Raw genomic sequence first — 17,994 nt, forward strand, 5'->3', positions numbered from 1 at the left:
GATGGCCTGGGTCGACTGCGGCGAAAGGTTCCGCTTGGCACTGCCATCGTGCTGTTGTTACGCTCGCCTCCGAAGCAAGCGGCCGGGCGTATTGTCCGGCTCCCGTCGCAGCGTGAAAGCGCCAGCAGGCGGCCAGGGGATTAGAAGCGGTGGCGGTGGAGGACCGGCAGGAGCAAGGCGTCGCAACCATGGCGCCGGTGCAGGCCCATAGCGTCGATTCGCTCAGGATCGGCGCGATGCCCCATGACGCGGTCGCTGCCTCGCCCGTGCACGCCTATGCGCAGCGTCCGCCCGCCGCCACTTATGCCGCGCTCGACCTCGGCACCAATAACTGCCGCCTGCTGATCGCCAGACCCGCGCAGCACGGCTTTCGCGTCGTCGACGCCTTTTCGCGCATCGTCCGGCTCGGCGAGGGCCTGGCCGCGAGCGGCAAGCTTGGCGAGGCGGCGATGGATCGCGCCGTCGAGGCGTTGAAGGTCTGCCAGACCAAGATGGCGAATCGCGGCGTCACCCGCGCCCGGTTGGTGACGACGGAAGCCTGCCGCGCCGCGACCAACGGGCTCGAATTCGTCCGCCGCGTCTCTGACGAAGCCGAGCTCGAGCTCGAGATCGTCGACCAGCGCACCGAGGCCTCGCTCGCAGTCTCGGGCTGCGCCGCGCTCGCCGACCCGGCCGCCGAGGGCGTCATCGTCTTCGACATCGGCGGCGGCTCCACCGAGATCGTCTGGATGGGCGGGCGCAACGAGGCGCGTGATCCAGCCGGGCGCATCCGCGAATGGGCTTCGCTGCCGATCGGCGTCGTCACAGTCGCCGAGCGCTATGGCGGTGTCGATGTCGATCGCGCCCTCTTCGAGCGCATGGTCGAGGATTGCACGCAGGCGCTCGAGCCCTTCGCGAAGAAGGCCTGCGCAGTGCGCTGCGCCAAGAGCTTCCATCTGCTCGGCACCTCGGGCACCGTGACCACCGTCGCCGGCATCCATCTCGGCTTGGCCCGTTATGATCGCCGCGTCGTCGATGGTTTATGGATGCGGCAGGAAGATATCCTGACGGTCATCGACCAATTGATCGAGATGGACTATGCCGCTCGGGCGGCGAATGCCTGCATCGGCCGTGAGCGCGCCGATCTGGTGCTCGCGGGCTGCGCCATCTTCGAGGCGATCCGCCGGGCCTTTCCGAGCGACCGTGTCCGCATCGCCGATCGCGGCCTGCGCGAGGGCATCCTGCTCAGGATGATGCACGAGGATCGCGCCTGGTGGCGGCGCAGGCAGGCATGAGGCCGGCACGACGATGAAAGCTGGCTGAGCGCCGGCAAAAGGATATGGGCGAACAGCCATGAGTGTCGGCAAACTGGGCGGCAAATCGAATGTCGCCGGAGCCCGCGACCTGCGGGTCAAGGTCAAGAAGGCGGGGAAGCTCAAGCATTCCTCGCAGCTCTGGCTCGAGCGCCAGCTCAACGATCCCTATGTCAAGCGGGCCCGCGAACTCGGCCATCGCTCGCGCGCCGCCTTCAAGATCGAGGAGATGGACGACCGCTACAAGTTCCTCAAGACGGGACAGAAGCTGATCGATCTCGGCTGCGCGCCCGGCGGCTGGTGCCAGATCGCAGCCAAGCGCGTCGGCCTCGAACAGGGCAAGGGCCGCATCGTCGGCATCGATCTGCTCCATGTCGATCCGATCCCCGGCGTCGATCTGATCGAGATGGACTTCATGGCGGAGGAGGCCCCCGCCCTCCTGACCGAACGCCTTGGCGGGCGCGCCGACGGCGTGATGTCCGACATGGCGGCCAACACCACCGGCCACAAGAAGACCGACCATCTCAAGATCATCGCGCTGGCCGAGGCCGCGCTCGAATTCGCCAACGGCATCCTGGCGCCGGGCGGCTTCTTCTTGGCGAAACTCTTCCAGGGCGGCGACAGCGCCGAACTGCTCAAGCAGCTCAAGCGCGATTTCACGTTGGTGCGCAACGTCAAGCCAGCGGCGAGCCGTCCGGATTCCTCGGAGCTTTACGTGCTGGCGACGGGATTTCGGCGCAAGCCCGAACCCAGCGACGCAGCGCCGACCGACTGAGATGACGGGCCTTCCGTTGTTGGAGACCGGGCAGGCTTTCGTGGCCTGGCGTACGGACACGGCACGCTGGTTGCCAGCGGCGCTCGACATCGCGCGCAGCCATGGCTTGCCTGCGGGCAATCCTCATATCTTTGCCACGGGCACCAATCTCGTCCTGGGTCTCGGCCCGGGTCTCGTCTTGAAGATCTTTCCCCCGGCCCTCAGGAGTCAGTTCGTCTCGGAACGTGCAACGCTGAAGCAATTGCACGGACGGCTCGATATCCCCACGCCCGAGATCGTCCTCGAAGGCGAGCGGGATCAGTGGCCCTATCTCGCAATGACCCGCCTCAGCGGCACGCTCGGCTCGGAAGTCTGGCCACTTTTGACGGAAAGCTGGAAGGAAACCGTTCTCCGTCAGATCGGAGAGACGATCGCCCAGGTCCAGCGGGTGCCGATCGGCGAGCTCGCGCTCATTGAGCCCGGCTGGGCCGAGTTCATCTCCCGGCAGATCGCGGGCTGCCGGGCCCGCCAGATCCGCTTGGGATTGCCGGAGAAATACTGGGACGAGCTCGATGCGCTGATCGCCGCCGCCCCGGCCCTGATCCCGATGAAAGCTGCCCCCGTCATCCTGACCGGCGAATATATCCCCGAGAATTTCCTGCTTGAGCCCGACGGCGATGGCTGGCGGCTCGCCGGCCTCTTCGATTTCGGAGACGTCCTCGCCGGCTGGAGCGAGTATGATCTTCTGGGCCCCAGCGCCTTCATGACCGAGGGACGACCAGGCCGCGTGCGCAACCTGCTGCAGGGTTTCGGCTATTCGCCCACCGAGATCGATCCGGCCCTGACGCGGCGATTATTGACGCTGACTTTCCTGCATCGCGCCAGCGATCCCATGAGCAAGATCGCCATCCCGGGCTGGCACGCCAAAGCGGCGACGCTGGCCGAGCTCGAACGCATGCTGTGGCCGCTCGACGCAATCTAGCCGCGCGCCCGGCTTTGCCCGCCAAGGCCACGTCACCCGAGAAGTGCGTCGAGCGTGGCTGCTGCGGCACGCAACGCCTCATCGGCGAATCCCGAGAAGCCGAGCACCAGCCCCTGCTGCGGTTGAGCCGTCACGAACATCGACGACAGCGCCCGCGCGCCAACGCCTGCGCCCTTCGCAGCCGCGACGATCTCGACGTCGGAGCGCGCGGATGTGAGCTTCGCCACCAGATGCAGCCCCTGCTCCGGCGCGGTCACATCCAGAACGCCTGCGCGGCAAGCCTGAAGTCCCGCCACCAGCGCATCGCGTGCCGCATGGACCCGCCGGCGGCTGCGGCGCAGATGCGCGGCGAAATGGCCCTCGTTCAGCAGATCCGCCAGCGCGCCTTCGGCCAGGCTCGGCGGATGCCTGTCCGTACGAGCGCGCAGCTCGAGCACAGCATCGAGCAGCGGCTCCGGCACGACGGCGTAGCCGACCCTCAACCCTGGAAACAGCACTTTTGAGAAGGTGCCGAGATAGGCGACGCGGCCCGAGGCATCCATGCCCTGCAAGGCGGTGAGAGGCGGCCCGGCATAGCGGAACTCGCTGTCGTAATCGTCCTCGATGATCCAGGCCTCGTTGCGCCGCGCCCATTCGATCAGGGCCAGGCGGCGGCGCATCGTCATCGTGATGCCAAGCGGAAACTGATGCGAGGGCGTGACGTAGACGGCCCGCGCCCGTGGGCAGAGCGTCTCGCCGAGAACGGGATCCAGCCCCTCGGAATCGACGGGGACGCCGACAACATGGCCACCGGAATGGGCGAGCGCTGCGTGCGCCATCGGATAGCAGGGATCCTCGATCCAGACGGCGTCGCCTGGGCGGATCGCCGCGCGGATCAGCAGATCGAGCCCCTGCTGAGAGCCCGAGGTCACGATGATCTGCTCCGCATCGCAGCGGACGCCCCGTGCCGAGCGGAGATAAGCGGCGATGGCTTGGCGAAGCGCGAGCCCGCCGCGCGGATCGCCATAGTGGAAATGCTCCGGGCCGGGCCGGGCCAGGCGCCGCGCCAGGAGGCTCCGGAACACCCGGAGCGTCCGCGCATCGGGTGTGGCCACGCCGAGCGCACAGGGCAGAGGCAGCGAGACCTCAAGATCCGGCCCGCGATCGTTGACGGCCGCCACCGGCAGATGTGGGACCTGCGCCGCGACGAAGGTTCCGGCGCCGACCCTGGCCTCGGCGAAACCATCGGCCGTCAGCATCTCGAAGGCCGCGACGGCTGAAGCGCGCGAGAGGCCAAAACGCCGGGCGAGGTCACGCGTCGTCGGCAGCTTGGCTCCGGCCGGCACGACCCCGGCTTCGATCAATCGCCTGATGGCCGCGTAGAGCTCCCTGGTGCGAGGCCCTTCGCCCGGCAGCACAGGCATGAGCGCCGACCAGTCCGGCAGATTGGTTGTCATTTTCAACACAGGATTGGTTCTTTTATGAGCCAATGGCATGCCGCAGATTGCACAGGCACGACAGAAGGATGCAAGTGCGGTGACCGACGCTCAGATCGACGAAGCCTTCCCCATCACGAGCCGCAACCGGGTGAAGCGCCTGCATGAACGCGGCAGCTACGACCGGGGCGCCGTCTTCGCGATCCTCGATGCCGGGCTTCTGTGCCACGTCGCCTATGTGCTCGACGGCCAGCCCTATTGCACCCCGACGATTCACTGGCGCGAGGACGATGTCCTCTACTGGCACGGCTCCTCGGCCAGCCGCATGCTGCGGCACCTGCGCGCGGGAACGCCGGCCTGCCTGACCGTCTCCCATCTCGACGGGCTCGTGCTGGCCCGCTCGGGTTTCAATCATTCCGCCAATTACCGCTCGGCGATGTGCTTCGGCACGGCCCGGATCATCGACGATCCCGAGGAGAAGGCGCGCGCGCTGCTGGGCGTCGTCAACCGCTTCTATCCCGACCGGGCCGAAACGCTGCGTCAGACCAGCACGCAGGAGGCCAAGGCCACGATGGTCATCGGCATGCGCATCGAGGAGGCCTCGGCCAAGACCCGCGCCAAGGGCGTCGGCGACGACGAGGAGGACTATGGTCACCCCGTCTGGGCGGGTGTGATCCCGGTCAGAGCGGTCATCGGCGCCGAAGAGCCCTGCCCGCGCTTGCTGCCGGGCCTCTCGCGGCCGGAGAGCCTTTCAGCCTACCGCGAAGGCGCGCGGCTGGACGAAGCGCTCACGCAGACCCAGCGCCTCTATGAGCGCGAGCCCGAGCATGAGCATTAGCGGATGGCCACAATGTCCTGAGGCATGCGGTCGGCGCGACGCATTGTTTGCCGCCTCGAAACGCCCCTGACAGAACGGTGCCAGGAGCCTGCTAGAGCTTTCCCCGGCAAGGGGAAGCTCGATGCATCCAGACAAGGACAATTGGCTCGGCACGCTGCTGATTGTGGCGTCCGCGATCGCCTATAGCTTGTCGGGCTATTTCACGCGCCTGGTCGATCACGATGTCTGGACCATATTGTTCTGGCGCGGAATCTTCGGCGGCGTGTTCTTGGGCGCCTATATCGCATGGCGTCATCGGCCTGATCTGCTGGACTCCGTCCGCGCGATGGGATGGCCCGGGCTCTGGGTCACGATCCTGTCGGCCGCCGCCACGATCTGCTTCATCAATGCTCTGCGGCTGACCCCAGTCGCCGATGTCATGACGATCCACGCCGCGATCCCCTTCATGACCGCCGTTCTTGCGCTCGTCATTGCCGGCGAGAAGGAGGATTGGACGACGTGGGCAGCGAGCATTGCTGCGCTTGCCGGGGTTGCGATCATCGTGAACCCTCAGGCATCGGCAGGGCATCTCGCCGGCTACGCCTTCGCGGTAGGGATGGCGCTGTCATACGCCGCGGTGATGGTGGTCATCCGCAAGAACCGGCATGTGTCCATGCTGCCGGCGGCCTGCCTGTCGGCCTTCCTCTGCGCGCTCATCGCCCTGCCCTTCGCAAGTCCCGCTCATGTCACGGCGACAAGCCTGTTCAACCTGTTCTTGTTCGGCACCGTCCAATTCGGCTTGGGCCTGCTGCTGATGACGACCGGCACGCGCCTGATTTCGGCGACACGTTCCGCACTGATCGGCAGCATGGAAAACCCTCTCGCGCCGCTATGGGTTTGGCTGGCATTCAGCGAACGACCGTCCCTGTCCGCCTGGATCGGCGGCAGCATCGTCATGACCGCCGTCGTCGTCGATGTTCTCGTCAAATCGACGCGAAAGCGGGATCTCGCTGGAGACGTCGAACAGATGTCTCCCTCACCCCCGCTTTCGCGGTGATCCACCCTGCTTGGAAAGCGGGCTGGCCCCGAACTGCTCACTCCAGCGGCTTCTGGTCTGCGATCGCCTCCGCTGTCGCCCGGCGCGCGCTGAACGGGGCGTGGCCCGAGACCTCCGCACCGGCGTCAGGCGCGCTTCGCCTCCATCAAACCGTCGTCGAAGGAAGCAAACCTCACACTCGCGAATTTGGTGCCGGAGCGGACATTGCAGCGACCTCGCTCGTGAGCCATTCGATCACAGCGCGCGTTGCCGGTGAACTCGGCCGTTTCCTGGGCGTAATCAGCCAATAGCAAATATCGGGCGACGAAACGGTCTGTGGCAGGGGCTGAACCAGCGTGCCGGCGCGCAGGAGGTCAGCGACGAGCGACAAGCGCCCCATCGCAACACCTTGCCCCCCGATCGCAGCTTGAAGGACGATGTTGTAATCCATGAGCTGAATCCGCCGAGAGCCGCCGAAATCGAGCCCGGCTTCCCTGGCCCAGACCTCCCAGTCCGACGGGCGGGCGTTCAGCAGCAAGGGATATGCGAGCAGGTCGGACGGCATATTGATGTCTTGGCAGCGCGCGAGAAGCGCCGGGCTCGCCACCGGCGTCACCCACTCATGCAGAAGCAGCCGGCTTTCGACGCCCGCCCAGGCGCCGTTGCCGTACCGAATGGCGAGATCAGCCTCGCCAGCTTCGACATCGGCGGCGTGCAGACTCGGATCGAGGTCGATCTCGATGTCAGGACGCATCTCGCGCCAAAGCGCGAGGCGCGGCACCAGCCAGTTCGCAGCGAAGGAGGGCAACAGGCTGATGCGCACGCGCGTCTGCGCGGCCGTGCCGCGCAATTCGGCTGTGCCTCGCGCAATCGTCGCGAACCCCTCGTTGATCGCGGAGAAATAGCGGACACCTTCGGGAGTGAAGGCGATGCCGCGTGACTTGCGAAGGAAAAGCCTGAGCCCCAATGCGCGCTCCAGCACGGCGATATGGTGGCTCACGGCGCTTTGCGTGATCAGCAGTTCCTCGCCCGCGCGACGGAAGCTCATCAACCGCCCGACCGCCTCAAAGGCACGCAGAGCCGGAAGCGATGGCAGAGCCGAGGAGGATCGCATGCGCCAGAGACCTGAGCCAGAACCAACGCACTCTAGCTTGTCCGCAAGACATGAGCCAGTTCGATCGCATGCTGCGCAAGTTTGAATTGGTCGCAAGCCGGGCGCGTCGCCAGTCTGATCGGTGCGCCAGAGGAGTGCTCAGATATGACTTTGATCGCCGACAAGCTCGCCGAGCTTGGCCACAAATTGCCGAATGCTCCGATTCCGGTTGCGAACTACGTGCCATTCACGCGAAGCGGCAACCTGCTGTTCATCGCCGGGCAAATCAGCCAGGCAGACGGCAAGCCGACCCATCTCGGCCGCCTGGGGGATGGTCTCGACATCGAAGCGGGGCGTAAGGCGGCGGAAACCGCCACGCTATGCGTACTCGCCCAGATCTCCGCCGCGACCGATGGCTCTCTGGCGGCCGTTCGCCGCGTTCTCAAGCTCGGCGTTTTCATCGCGAGCGCCCCCGACTTTACCGAACATCCTGCTGTTGCGAACGGCGCTTCGGACCTGATGGTCGCGGTCTTTGGAGAAGTGGGCCGCCATGCGCGCGCTGCTGTCGGCGTGGCGGCGCTGCCTCGCGGGGTCAGTATCGAAGTCGACGCCGTCGTCGAACTGGCGGAGTGAGATCATGGCGCTCGACATCGCAGTTCTTCGCGCGGAAACCCCCGGATGCGGCCATGGCATCCACTTCAATCATTCGGGTGCGTCGCTACCGACCATGGCAACACTCGACGCGATCATCGGGCACCTTCACGACGAGGCGCGGCTAGGCGCCATGGAGGCAGCGGCCCTGATCCAGGATCGCATCGAGGCAACCCGCGCCGATGCGGCGGCTCTCCTCGGCGCGAAGCCGTCCGAGATCGCCTGCACCAGCAGCGCCTCTGCCGGTTTCGGCATGGTCTTTGCCGCGCTTCCGCCGCTCAGGCCCGCCGATCGCATCCTTGTCGGCCGCCAGGAATGGGGCGGCAATCTTGCAACGATGCGCGCCGCCGCCGACCGGGCGGGCGCGACCGTGGAAACGATTCCCTGTCGCGACGACGGCGGCGTCGATCCGGAGGCGCTCGGCGCCATGATCGATGCACGCGTGAAGCTGATTTCTCTCACCTGGCTTCCGGCCAATGGCGGCTTGATCAACGACGCCGTCGCGATCGGGCGGGTCGCTCGCGCTGCCGGCGTTCCTTATTTTGTCGATGCCGGACAAGCTTATGGCCAAATACCAGTCGATGTCGCCGCCATCGGCTGCGACATGATGAAAGGCACGGGCCGCAAATTCCTGCGCGGACCACGCGGCGTCGCCATTCTCTATGTTCGCTCGGACTTCCTCCACAAGCTGACGCCCGCCTATCTCGACGTGCTGTCAGCGCCTTGGAGCGACGGCGGGCCGAAACCGCGATCTGACGCCAGGCTCTTTGAGACGAGCGAAGCGCCGGTCGCGCTGCTGCTGGGAATGGGCGCGGCGCTTCGTCAGGCCCGGACCCTCGGCATCGCACCCATCCGCAGGCGGATCGATGCGCTCGCCTCGAACCTGCGTCGCCAGCTCGCGGATATCCCTAGCGTCACGATCCAGGATCTTGGCGCAGAGCGCTCCGGGCTGGTGTCGTTCACGCTGGCGGAGGTCGGGGCGCATGAGGTGCGAAGACGGCTTGCCGCCCGGCAGATCGCAGTCGGTGCAAACGGCGTCGCCTACACGCCGATCGATATGAGTGCGCGGGATCTCACAGAGATCGTGCGGGCGTCGATCTCCTACTTCAATACCGAAGCTGAGATTGATCGGCTGGTAGAGGTGACGCGAGCGATTGCAAAGGAGGGTTGATTGCGCCGCGGGCCATTACGCGAAACGCCTCCGCCCGCACATCCCGCCGCCGCTCACTCCAGCGGCTTCTGGTCCGCGATCGCCTCCGCCGTCGCCCTGCGCGCGCTGACCGGGGCGTGGCCCGAGACCTCCGCACCGGCGTCGGGCGCGAGCCGCACCATCCAGAACACCGACGAGGCCGAGACCAACCCGACCAGCGCGAAGGCCGGCCAGAAATCGCCCGCTCCCAGCGCCTTGCCGCCATTGAAGGCGTTGGCCGTCTCCAGCGCGAAGGCGCCGATGGTGACGCCGACGCTCAATGACAATTGCTGGGCGACGCTGGAGAAGCTGGTCGCGCTCGACATCTCGCGATTGGAGACATCGGCATAGCTCAATGCGTTGATGCCGGTGAATTGCAGCGAGCGGAAGCAGCCGCCTATCAGCAGGACCGAGAGCATCAGCCAATGCGGCGTCAGCGGCGTGAACAGGCCCGACGCCGCCAGGAAGGCCGCGCCGAACAGCGCGTTGACCGCCAGCACGTTGCGGAAACCGAAGCGGGCCAGGATCGTCTTGGCGAGCGTCTTCATGATCAGCGCACCTGCGGCCGAAGCGAAGGTGATCAATCCCGACTGCAAGGCGTCGAGACCGAAGCCGAGCTGCAGCATCAGCGGCAGCAGGAAGGGAATCGCGCCGATGCCTGTGCGAAAGATCGAGCCGCCGACCACGCCGATGCGGAAGGTCGGAATCCGCAGCAGCGACAGGTTAAGCACAGGATAGGCGACGTTGCGCGCATGGAACCAGTAGGCGGTCAGCGCCGCGACGCCGGCTGCAACACAGGCATAGGAGACCGCCTCCGGCACCAGATGGCGCCCGCCCGTGGCCAGGCCCAGCATCAGGCTGGCGAAGCCGAAGGACGACAGAATGAAGCCGCGAATGTCGAGCGGTGCGACATCCTCCTCGCGTATATCCTCGAAGAACAGGCTCGACAGCACGATGCCGATGAGACCGATCGGAATGTTGATGAAGAAGATCCAGCGCCAGTCGAAATAGGTGGTGATGAAGCCGCCTAGCGGCGGCCCGACGACGGGGCCGACCAGCGCCGGCACAGTGAGATAGGCAAGCGCGCTGACGAGCTCCGATTTCTCGACGCTGCGCAGGATCACGAGCCGGCCGACCGGCACCATCATCGCCCCGCCCATGCCCTGGATGAAGCGCGCCCCGACGAAGGCCCCGAGCGAATTCGACAAGGCGCACAGCACCGAGCCGACCATGAAGACGCAAAGCGCTGCCCGGAAGACCGTGCGCGCACCATAGCGGTCCGCCATCCAGCCCGAGATCGGGATGAAAACGGCGAGGCTGACGAGATAGGAGGTCAGCGCCAGCTTCAGCGCGATCGGATCCTCGCCCAGCGATTGCGCGATCACCGGCAGCGAGGTCGCGATCACCGTGGAGTCGGTGTTCTCCATGAACAGCGCGCAAGCGACGATCAGGGGCAGGAGCTTGGCACGCTGCATCAAGACGGAAGACTCTCGACAAGAGGCCGGACGATTTGGGGGGAACCATATGGAGCAGAACGCAACGGAAACATAGCTCCCGCGGAGCCGGATTGGTGGGAAGCCGAATTGCTTTCAGGTCATGACGGCACGCTCGGCCAAGGCTGTGGCAGAGCCCCCACTCACGGCGACGCATCGCTGCCTTGCGTCGCCGTCCGGGCATTTTTCAACAACAGCCCTAGCGGCAGCGTCACACGCGTGATAACGGGCCTCGTCAACCCGATCACGGCTCCCCCGCCAGATCTTGAAAACAGGCCGCTCGAACCGGCCCCGGAGTTGACGATGGCATTCCCGACTGACGGCCTCATTCGCGACGGTTTGACCTTCGACGACGTGCTGCTTGAACCCGGCCCCTCCGAGGTCATGCCGGCCGATGTCGATATCTCGACCAAGCTCACCAAGACGATCTCGCTGAACTTGCCGATCATCGCCTCGGCCATGGACACGGTGACGGAAGCCAGGATGGCGATCGCGATGGCGCAGGCCGGCGGTCTCGGCGTCATCCATCGCAATCTCGAGGCCGACCAGCAGGCCGCCCAGGTCCGCCTCGTCAAGAAGTTCGAATCGGGGATGATCGCCAATCCGATCACCATCTATCCCGACGAAACACTCGCCGACGCGCTCGGATTGATGAAACAGAACGGTATCTCCGGCATTCCGGTGGTCGAGCGCGGACCGCAGGGCCACAAGGGCAAGCTCGTCGGCATCCTGACCAATCGCGATGTCCGCTTCGCCGCCAATCCCCAGCAGCCCGTCGCCGAACTGATGACCAAGGACCGGCTGATCACGGTGCGCGAGGGTGTCGATCAGGACGAAGCGCGCCGCCTCCTCCATCAGTTCCGCATCGAGAAGCTCCTGGTCGTCGACGACCATTACCGCTGCATCGGCCTGATCACCGTCAAGGACATGGAGAAGCAGGTCGCCCACCCCAACGCCGCCAAGGATTCGCATGGCCGCCTCCTGGTCGCGGCCGCGACGACGACCGGCGATCTCGGCTTCGAGCGCTCGGAGCTGCTGATCGACGCGGGCGTCGACATCATCGTCGTCGACACCGCCCATGGCCATTCCGCCAAGGTGCTGCAGGCGGTGACACGGGTGAAGAAGCTCTCCAACGCCGTGCAGATCATCGCCGGCAACGTCGCCACCGCCGGCGGCGCCCAGGCACTGATCGACGCCGGCGCGGATGCGATCAAGGTCGGCATCGGCCCGGGCTCGATCTGCACCACCCGCATCGTCGCCGGCGTCGGCGTGCCCCAGCTCACCGCCGTGATGGACGCAGCCTCCGTCGCGCAGAAGCTGGGCATCCCGGTCATCGCCGATGGCGGAATCAAATACTCAGGCGATCTCGCCAAGGCATTGGCGGCAGGGGCTTCCTGCGCCATGGTCGGCTCGCTGCTGGCGGGCACGGACGAGACACCGGGCGAAGCCTTCCTCTATCAAGGCCGGTCCTACAAATCCTATCGCGGCATGGGCTCGGTCGGCGCAATGGCGCGCGGCTCGGCCGACCGCTACTTCCAGCAGGACATCAAGGACGCGCTCAAGCTCGTGCCCGAGGGCATCGAGGGCCAGGTCGCCTATAAGGGCCCGGTTTCCAGCGTCCTGCACCAGCTCGCCGGCGGCCTGCGCGCCGCCATGGGCTATGTCGGCGGCAAGGATCTCGCCGATTACCAGGCCAAGGCCCGCTTCATCCGCATCACCAGCGCGGGCCTGCGCGAGAGCCATGTCCACGACGTCACGATCGTGCGCGAGAGCCCGAACTACCCCACCCGTTCTTGAGCGCAAGAGCAGGATGCGAAAAAGTGGGAACCGGTTTTTCGCATTGGATCCTGCTCTCACTCCTGGATGAGAGACGGATTCAGATTTCAGATGGGATCACTGTGTGAGCCCATCTGAAATCATCCGGCTCTCGAGCAGGATGCGAAAAAGTGGGAACCGGTTTTTCGCATTGATCCCGCTCTCAACTCCTAAGATGAGAGCGGGGAACGGGAGCGCACGATGACGTTGAAACTGGTCTACCCGACATTGGCGATGATCCTGTGGATCTTCGTGGTGCTCGTCATCGTCTTCCTGCGCCGCCAGGCCGCCTTCAAGAGCAAGCAGGTGCGCCTGGCCGATATCGCCGTCTCCACCGAGGGCTATCCCGAGCCCGCTCGGCTGGCGGCGGCGAATTTCTCGAACCAGTTCGAGACGCCGGTCATCTTCTTCGCGCTGATCATGCTGGCGATGGAAGTCGGCGCCAGCGGCTATGCGATGGCGGGGCTGGCCTGGGCCTTCGTCGCCACCCGCGTCGTCCACACACTGATCCATGTCGGCTCGAACGCGATGAAGCCGCGCGCCGGCGTGTACGCACTCGGCGTGCTGATCCTGTTCCTGATGTGGATCGGGGTGGTTCTCGCGGTCGTCTGAGACGCCGCACGCCAGAGGCGATTTGCGAGCCTGATATATCCCGTCTGGACGCCTGTCACATCCTCGCTACATGCCGCGATAAACCGTGTTTATAGCTTGCGCCCCTGACCCAGCGTCGGCATGCTAAATGCTTGCGGCGGTAACGGTTTGGGGACAACCGTTTGGTTGGGTTCAGAGGCTCGTCCTCCCTCTGGCGCAAGGCTTGACATGGCAGTTCTGACTTTTGGGCGCGTGGCTCTTTTGGCCGTCGTCGGCGCTATAGGCGCAGGCGCGGGTTTTCATTATGCCGGCAAGCCGGTGCCATGGCCTCTCGACAAGATACCCTACGGCAAGGTCATACCACCGCTGACGGAAGCCGTGCAGCCCGCGCAGCGCGCAGCAGCCCCGCAACGCCCGCCGGTGACGATCGTCACCGCCAAGGCCGAGCGGATGCCGATGCCCGTGCGGCTCGACGCCATCGGCACGGTGCAGACGCTGTCGGCCGTCACGGTGCGCTCCCGCGTCGAAAGCCAGATCATGGAGGTCGGCTTCAAGGACGGCGATTACGTCAAGAAGGGTGATCTGCTCTTCCGGCTCGATTCCCGCCAGCTCGAAACGCAGCTCAGGCAGGCCGAGGCGAACGTCGTGCGCGACAAGGCCTCGCTCGTCTCGGCCGAGGCCGATCTGCGCCGCGCCGAGGAGCTCGCCAAGCGCGACTTCGCCACCGACCAGCGGCTCGAGACGGCGCGCGCCGCGGCTGCGACCTTGCGGGCCTCGATCCTCGGCGGCGAGGCGGCAGTCGACGGGCTGAAAGTCCAGCTCAGCTACTACACCGTCATCTCGCCGGTTTCGGGCCGCATCGGCGTCGCAGCGCTGAAGGAGGGCAACATCGCCAAGGTCGGCGATACCTCCGGCGCCTTGGCGACGATCAACCAGATCGACCCGATCTATGCCAGCTTCGCCCTGCCCCAGCGCCATCTGCCGGCGATCCGCGCCGCGATGAACGCCAACACCGCCACAGTGCTGGCAACGCAGCAGGGCGTTGCCAAGGGCGTCGAGGGTAAGATCGCGGTGGTCGACAACATTGTCGACGCCACGACTGGTACGATCCAGCTGCGCGCCATCTTCGACAATGCAGCCGAGACGCTCTGGCCGGGCGCGCTCTGCCAGGTCCGCGTCACATTGCGCGTCGAGCCCGATGCGCTGACCGTGCCGCGCGAGGCCGTCCAGAACGGCCAGAACGGCCCCTTCGTCTTCGTCATCGAAGACAACATCGCCAAAGCGCGCAGCGTCGTGCTCGACCGTACCGTGGACGGGCGCGTCGTGCTCGCCTCGGGCCTGAAGGGCGGCGAGGCTATCGTCGTCGACGGCGCGCTGCTGCTGACCGACGGCGCCCGCACGATCGAGCGCAGTCGCGGCGGCCAGCAAGTGCCGAGCAACCAGACCTCTCAGCGCGGGAGTGCCGGCTGATGAACCTGCCCGAGGCCTGCATTCGTCGTCCGGTGATGACGACGTTGATCATGGCGACCTTCTTGATCTTCGGCTTCTTTGCCTTCAAGCAATTGCCGGTCGCGGCGCTGCCGCGCGTCGATTTCCCGACCATCAATGTCAGCGCCCGCATGCCGGGCGCATCGCCTGAAACGATGGCCTCCTCGATCGCGGCGCCGCTCGAGCGCGAATTCGCCTCGATCTCCGGCATCACCTCGATGTCCTCGGTCTCGCAGCAGGGCTCGACCTCGATCACGCTGCAATTCGACCTCAACCGCAACATCGACGGCGCCGCGCTCGACGTGCAGGCGGCGCTGAGCGCCACCGCCCGGCGACTGCCGCCGGAGTTGCCGACGCCGCCGAGCTTCCGCAAGGTCAATCCGGCTGATACGCCGATCCTGTTCATGGTGCTGACCTCGGCGACCAAGCCGCTCTACGAGGTCCATGAGTTCGGCGAAAACGTGCTGCAGCAGCAGATTTCGCAGCTCAACGGCGTCGCTCAGGTCAACATCTTCGGCGCGCAGAAATACGCCGTGCGCGTCAAGATCAATCCCGATGCGGTCTCCTCGCGCGGCCTTGCGCTCTCGGATGTGCGCACCGCCATCGCCGCCGCAAATTCGAATTCACCGGTCGGCACGCTGAACGGCGAGAACCAGCGCCTGACGCTGGGCGCAACCGGCCAGATGGAGCGCGCCGCCGAATACGGCAATCTGATCGTCGCCCAGAAGAACGGCGTGCCGATCCGGCTCGAGGACCTCGCCACTGTCTATGACTCGGTCGAGAACGACCAGACCGCGAGCTGGTACAACGGCCAGCGCTCGATCCTGCTCGCCGTCTATCGCCAGTCCGACGCCAATACCGTCGATGTCGTCGACAGCATCAAGGCCCGGATCGAGAGCTACCGTTCCCAGCTCCCCGCCGCGATCGAGCTGCACGCGCTGAACGACCGCTCGATCCCGATCCGCGAGGCGGTCGAGGACGTCGAGTTCTCGCTCGTCGTCGCGATCGCGCTCGTGATCATGGTGATCTTCCTCTTCCTGAAGAGCCTGGCTGCAACCGTCATCCCGACGCTGGCGCTGCCGATCTCGCTGATCGGCACCTTCGCGATCATGTACGCGCTCGGCTATTCGCTCGACAACATATCGCTGCTCGCGCTGACGCTGGCGGTCGGCTTCGTCGTCGACGACGCCATCGTCATGCTGGAGAATATCATCCGGCATATCGAGATGGGCAAGAAGCCGTTCCAGGCGGCGCTCGACGGCTCGCGCGAGATCGGCTTCACCATCCTGTCCATCACCATCTCGCTGGTGGCGGTGTTCATCCCGGTCTTCTTCATGGGCGGTGTCGTCGGCAAGGTCTTCGCCGAGTTCGCCGGCACGATCGCCGCCTCGATCATCGTCTCGGGCTTCGTCTCGCTGACGCTGACGCCGATGCTGTGCGCCCGCTTCCTCAAGGCGCATGACCACCACAAGAAGCCCAACATCGTCGAGCGGACCTTCGAGGCCGGCTTCCAGGCGATGCTCGACGCCTATCGCTGGACGCTGGACTGGGTCCTCAAGGCTCGCGTCCTGATGCTGATCTTCACGCTCGGCACCGTCTGGGTCTCGGCGTCGCTCTACACCTCGATCCCGAAGGGCTTTTTCCCCATCGAGGACACCGGCCTGCTGCGCGCCTCGACCGAAGGGCCGCCCGACACCTCCTTCGAGGCCATGGCCGAGCGCCAGCAGCGGATCTCGGCCATCGTCAAGGCCGATCCCGCAGTCGATTATCTGAACGCCAATATCGGCGGCTTCAACGCCACCAGCAACGGCTTCATGTTCATCTCGCTGAAGCCGAAGGAGCAGCGCGACAAGGCCGAGGTGGTCATCGCCAGGCTGAGGCGCGCGACCACCGAGGTGCCCGGCATCACCGCCGTGTTCCAGCAGGTCCAGAACATCAACCTGAACGCCGGGCGCTCCTCGCGTGCGCAGTACCTCTATTCGCTGCAGGGGCCGGACCTGAATCAGCTCTTCACCTATGCCCCGCTGATGCAGCAGCGCCTGTCGCAGATCCCGCAATTGCGCGACGCCAATATCGACCTGCAATTGCGCAACCCGCAGCTTTCGATCGACATCGACCGCGAGCGCGCCGCCAGCCTCGGCATCACCAGCGACCAGATCCGGCAGGCGCTGGGCAACGCCTTCGGCTCGCGCCAGATCGCGACGATCTTCACCCCGGCGACCGACTATCAGGTCATCATGGAGGCCGACCGCATCTACCAGCAGGACCCGGGCGTGCTCTCGCGCCTGCAGCTCAAGGCCGCGAACGGCCTCAACGTGCCGCTGGAATCGGTCGCGACGATCAAGCCGAGCGTCGGGCCGCTGGCGGTCAACCGCATCTCGCAGCAGCCGGCGGTGACGATCTCGTTCAACACCGCGCCGGGCATCTCGCTCGGCGATGCGGTCAACGCCATCCGGGCGGCCGAGCGTGACGTCAACCTGCCCACCACGATCGTCACCAGCTTCGCCGGCTCCGCCCAGCTCTTCCAGGATGCGCTGAAGGGCCAGGGCCTGCTGATCTTCGCCGCGATCCTGGTGATCTACATCATCCTCGGGATCCTCTACGAGAGCTTCATCCATCCCATCACGATCCTGTCCGGCCTGCCCTCGGCCGGCCTTGGTGCCCTGCTCGCGCTCGAATATTTCAGCATGGATCTGTCCGTGATCGCGATCATCGGCATCCTGATGCTCGTCGGCATCGTCAAGAAGAACGCGATCATGATGGTCGATTTCGCGATCGAGCGGCGCAAGATGGGCGATGACGCGCTCAGCGCCATCCGCGAGGCGGCGCTGGTGCGCTTCCGGCCGATCATGATGACGAGCTTCGCCGCGATCTTCGGTGTGCTGCCGATCGCGCTCGGCCATGGCGCCGGTGCCGAATTGCGCCAGCCCCTCGGCATCGCCGTCGTCGGCGGCCTGTTGGTCTCGCAATTGCTGACGCTCTACATCACCCCCGTCGTCTATTTCTATCTCGACAAGGTCGACAGCTGGCTCTCGGGCCGCAACCGGCGGGAGAGCCAGCAGGACATGCTCGTACCTGGCGTCCCCGTGGCGGTGCCCCAGGCTGTCCACAAGCCGGAACTCTGAAGCAAAAGGGCGATATTCGCCCCTGTTTTCCTACCCCGCAATCCAAAGGGCGCGCTGCGTTAAGCATCGCGCCCTTTTTTCGTGTGCTGCGCTGCAGCGACGTTGAAGCTTAACAAAAAGTAAACTACACCCATTCGGCGGCGGACGAGTGAACAAGCGTAGGGTGGAGTCGACGCGATGTTACGTGTCCGTGAAGTTCCGGCGGGAGGTTTTTCCCGCAGCGAAAGTCTTGTCGCCGCAAGCACCGCCGCGC

General features: G+C 65.6%; 14 protein-coding genes. 11 read left to right on the forward strand and 3 right to left on the reverse strand.

Annotation, left to right across the window (positions count from 1 at the left end; genetic code table 11):
• Positions 1 to 188: 188 nt before the first annotated feature.
• The 3 genes from BHK69_RS21850 to BHK69_RS21860 are packed head-to-tail and all read left to right on the forward strand — an operon-like array spanning position 189 to position 3,028.
• Complete coding sequence (locus tag BHK69_RS21850; RefSeq protein WP_199579283.1) at positions 189 to 1,274, forward strand: Ppx/GppA phosphatase family protein; 1,086 nt, start codon at positions 189 to 191, stop codon at positions 1,272 to 1,274.
• A gap of 58 nt (positions 1,275 to 1,332) precedes the next feature.
• Positions 1,333 to 2,067 carry an RlmE family RNA methyltransferase gene (locus BHK69_RS21855; protein WP_069691935.1) on the forward strand — a complete coding sequence of 245 codons (735 nt, stop codon included), beginning with the start codon at positions 1,333 to 1,335 and terminating at the stop codon, positions 2,065 to 2,067.
• Between the two features lie 40 nt (positions 2,068 to 2,107).
• Complete coding sequence (locus BHK69_RS21860) at positions 2,108 to 3,028, forward strand: aminoglycoside phosphotransferase family protein (RefSeq protein WP_425285526.1); 921 nt, start codon at positions 2,108 to 2,110, stop codon at positions 3,026 to 3,028.
• Between the two features lie 32 nt (positions 3,029 to 3,060).
• Here BHK69_RS21860 and pdxR read toward each other — a convergent pair whose 3' ends face one another.
• A complete protein-coding gene (gene pdxR / locus BHK69_RS21865) occupies positions 3,061 to 4,473 on the reverse strand; it encodes a MocR-like pyridoxine biosynthesis transcription factor PdxR (RefSeq protein ID WP_148663536.1) in 1,413 nt (470 codons plus the stop codon).
• Positions 4,474 to 4,543: 70 nt separating this feature from the next.
• On the opposite strand from pdxR, the gene BHK69_RS21870 reads away from it, so the two are divergent.
• Both BHK69_RS21870 and BHK69_RS21875 read left to right on the forward strand, forming a co-directional pair.
• On the forward strand, positions 4,544 to 5,281 hold the full coding sequence (locus BHK69_RS21870) for a pyridoxamine 5'-phosphate oxidase family protein (RefSeq protein WP_069693874.1): 738 nt from the start codon (positions 4,544 to 4,546) through the stop codon (positions 5,279 to 5,281).
• A 121-nt stretch (positions 5,282 to 5,402) separates the two neighbouring features.
• On the forward strand, positions 5,403 to 6,317 hold the full coding sequence (locus BHK69_RS21875; protein WP_069691938.1) for a DMT family transporter: 915 nt from the start codon (positions 5,403 to 5,405) through the stop codon (positions 6,315 to 6,317).
• Between the two features lie 172 nt (positions 6,318 to 6,489).
• Here BHK69_RS21875 and BHK69_RS21880 read toward each other — a convergent pair whose 3' ends face one another.
• Entirely contained in the window at positions 6,490 to 7,344 is an 855-nt protein-coding gene (locus BHK69_RS21880; protein WP_158516257.1) for a LysR substrate-binding domain-containing protein, read from the reverse strand.
• A gap of 210 nt (positions 7,345 to 7,554) precedes the next feature.
• Here BHK69_RS21880 and BHK69_RS21885 point away from each other — a divergent pair, with 210 nt between their 5' ends.
• Positions 7,555 to 8,022 carry a RidA family protein gene (locus BHK69_RS21885; protein WP_069691940.1) on the forward strand — a complete coding sequence of 156 codons (468 nt, stop codon included), beginning with the start codon at positions 7,555 to 7,557 and terminating at the stop codon, positions 8,020 to 8,022.
• Complete coding sequence (locus BHK69_RS21890) at positions 7,940 to 9,211, forward strand: aminotransferase class V-fold PLP-dependent enzyme (RefSeq protein WP_244548276.1); 1,272 nt, start codon at positions 7,940 to 7,942, stop codon at positions 9,209 to 9,211. Before BHK69_RS21885 ends, BHK69_RS21890 begins: the two co-directional genes overlap by 83 nt.
• Positions 9,212 to 9,264: 53 nt before the next feature.
• Here the strand turns inward: BHK69_RS21890 and BHK69_RS21895 are convergent, their stop codons facing one another.
• Complete coding sequence (locus tag BHK69_RS21895; RefSeq protein ID WP_069691942.1) at positions 9,265 to 10,704, reverse strand: MFS transporter; 1,440 nt, start codon at positions 10,702 to 10,704, stop codon at positions 9,265 to 9,267.
• 321 nt (positions 10,705 to 11,025) lie between these two features.
• On the opposite strand from BHK69_RS21895, the gene guaB reads away from it, so the two are divergent.
• From guaB to BHK69_RS21915, 4 genes are all read left to right on the forward strand, one after another.
• Positions 11,026 to 12,519 (forward strand): IMP dehydrogenase, encoded by a 1,494-nt coding sequence (gene guaB, locus BHK69_RS21900; protein WP_069691943.1) that lies wholly within the window; start codon positions 11,026 to 11,028, stop codon positions 12,517 to 12,519.
• A 219-nt stretch (positions 12,520 to 12,738) separates the two neighbouring features.
• Entirely contained in the window at positions 12,739 to 13,149 is a 411-nt protein-coding gene (locus tag BHK69_RS21905; protein WP_083269608.1) for an MAPEG family protein, read from the forward strand.
• Between the two features lie 207 nt (positions 13,150 to 13,356).
• The gene (locus tag BHK69_RS21910; RefSeq protein WP_158516258.1) at positions 13,357 to 14,598 is read left to right on the forward strand and encodes an efflux RND transporter periplasmic adaptor subunit; all 1,242 of its coding nucleotides are present in this window, start codon (positions 13,357 to 13,359) and stop codon (positions 14,596 to 14,598) included.
• On the forward strand, positions 14,598 to 17,741 hold the full coding sequence (locus tag BHK69_RS21915) for an efflux RND transporter permease subunit (protein ID WP_069691944.1): 3,144 nt from the start codon (positions 14,598 to 14,600) through the stop codon (positions 17,739 to 17,741). Before BHK69_RS21910 ends, BHK69_RS21915 begins: the two co-directional genes overlap by 1 nt.
• The last annotated feature ends 253 nt before the right edge of the window (positions 17,742 to 17,994 follow it).

Source organism: Bosea vaviloviae, assembly GCF_001741865.1.
GTDB lineage: Bacteria > Pseudomonadota > Alphaproteobacteria > Rhizobiales > Beijerinckiaceae > Allobosea > Allobosea vaviloviae.

Coding starts and splice junctions, on each gene's coding strand:
- BHK69_RS21850 (WP_199579283.1), top strand. CDS start 189: ATGGCGCCGGTGCAGGCCCATAGCGTCGATTCGCTCAGGATCGGCGCG.
- BHK69_RS21855 (WP_069691935.1), top strand. CDS start 1,333: ATGAGTGTCGGCAAACTGGGCGGCAAATCGAATGTCGCCGGAGCCCGC.
- BHK69_RS21875 (WP_069691938.1), top strand. CDS start 5,403: ATGCATCCAGACAAGGACAATTGGCTCGGCACGCTGCTGATTGTGGCG.
- BHK69_RS21880 (WP_158516257.1), bottom strand. CDS start 7,344: ATGAGCTTCCGTCGCGCGGGCGAGGAACTGCTGATCACGCAAAGCGCC.
- BHK69_RS21885 (WP_069691940.1), top strand. CDS start 7,555: ATGACTTTGATCGCCGACAAGCTCGCCGAGCTTGGCCACAAATTGCCG.
- BHK69_RS21890 (WP_244548276.1), top strand. CDS start 7,940: ATGCGCGCGCTGCTGTCGGCGTGGCGGCGCTGCCTCGCGGGGTCAGTA.
- BHK69_RS21895 (WP_069691942.1), bottom strand. CDS start 10,704: ATGCAGCGTGCCAAGCTCCTGCCCCTGATCGTCGCTTGCGCGCTGTTC.
- guaB (WP_069691943.1), top strand. CDS start 11,026: ATGGCATTCCCGACTGACGGCCTCATTCGCGACGGTTTGACCTTCGAC.
- BHK69_RS21905 (WP_083269608.1), top strand. CDS start 12,739: ATGACGTTGAAACTGGTCTACCCGACATTGGCGATGATCCTGTGGATC.
- BHK69_RS21910 (WP_158516258.1), top strand. CDS start 13,357: ATGGCAGTTCTGACTTTTGGGCGCGTGGCTCTTTTGGCCGTCGTCGGC.
- BHK69_RS21915 (WP_069691944.1), top strand. CDS start 14,598: ATGAACCTGCCCGAGGCCTGCATTCGTCGTCCGGTGATGACGACGTTG.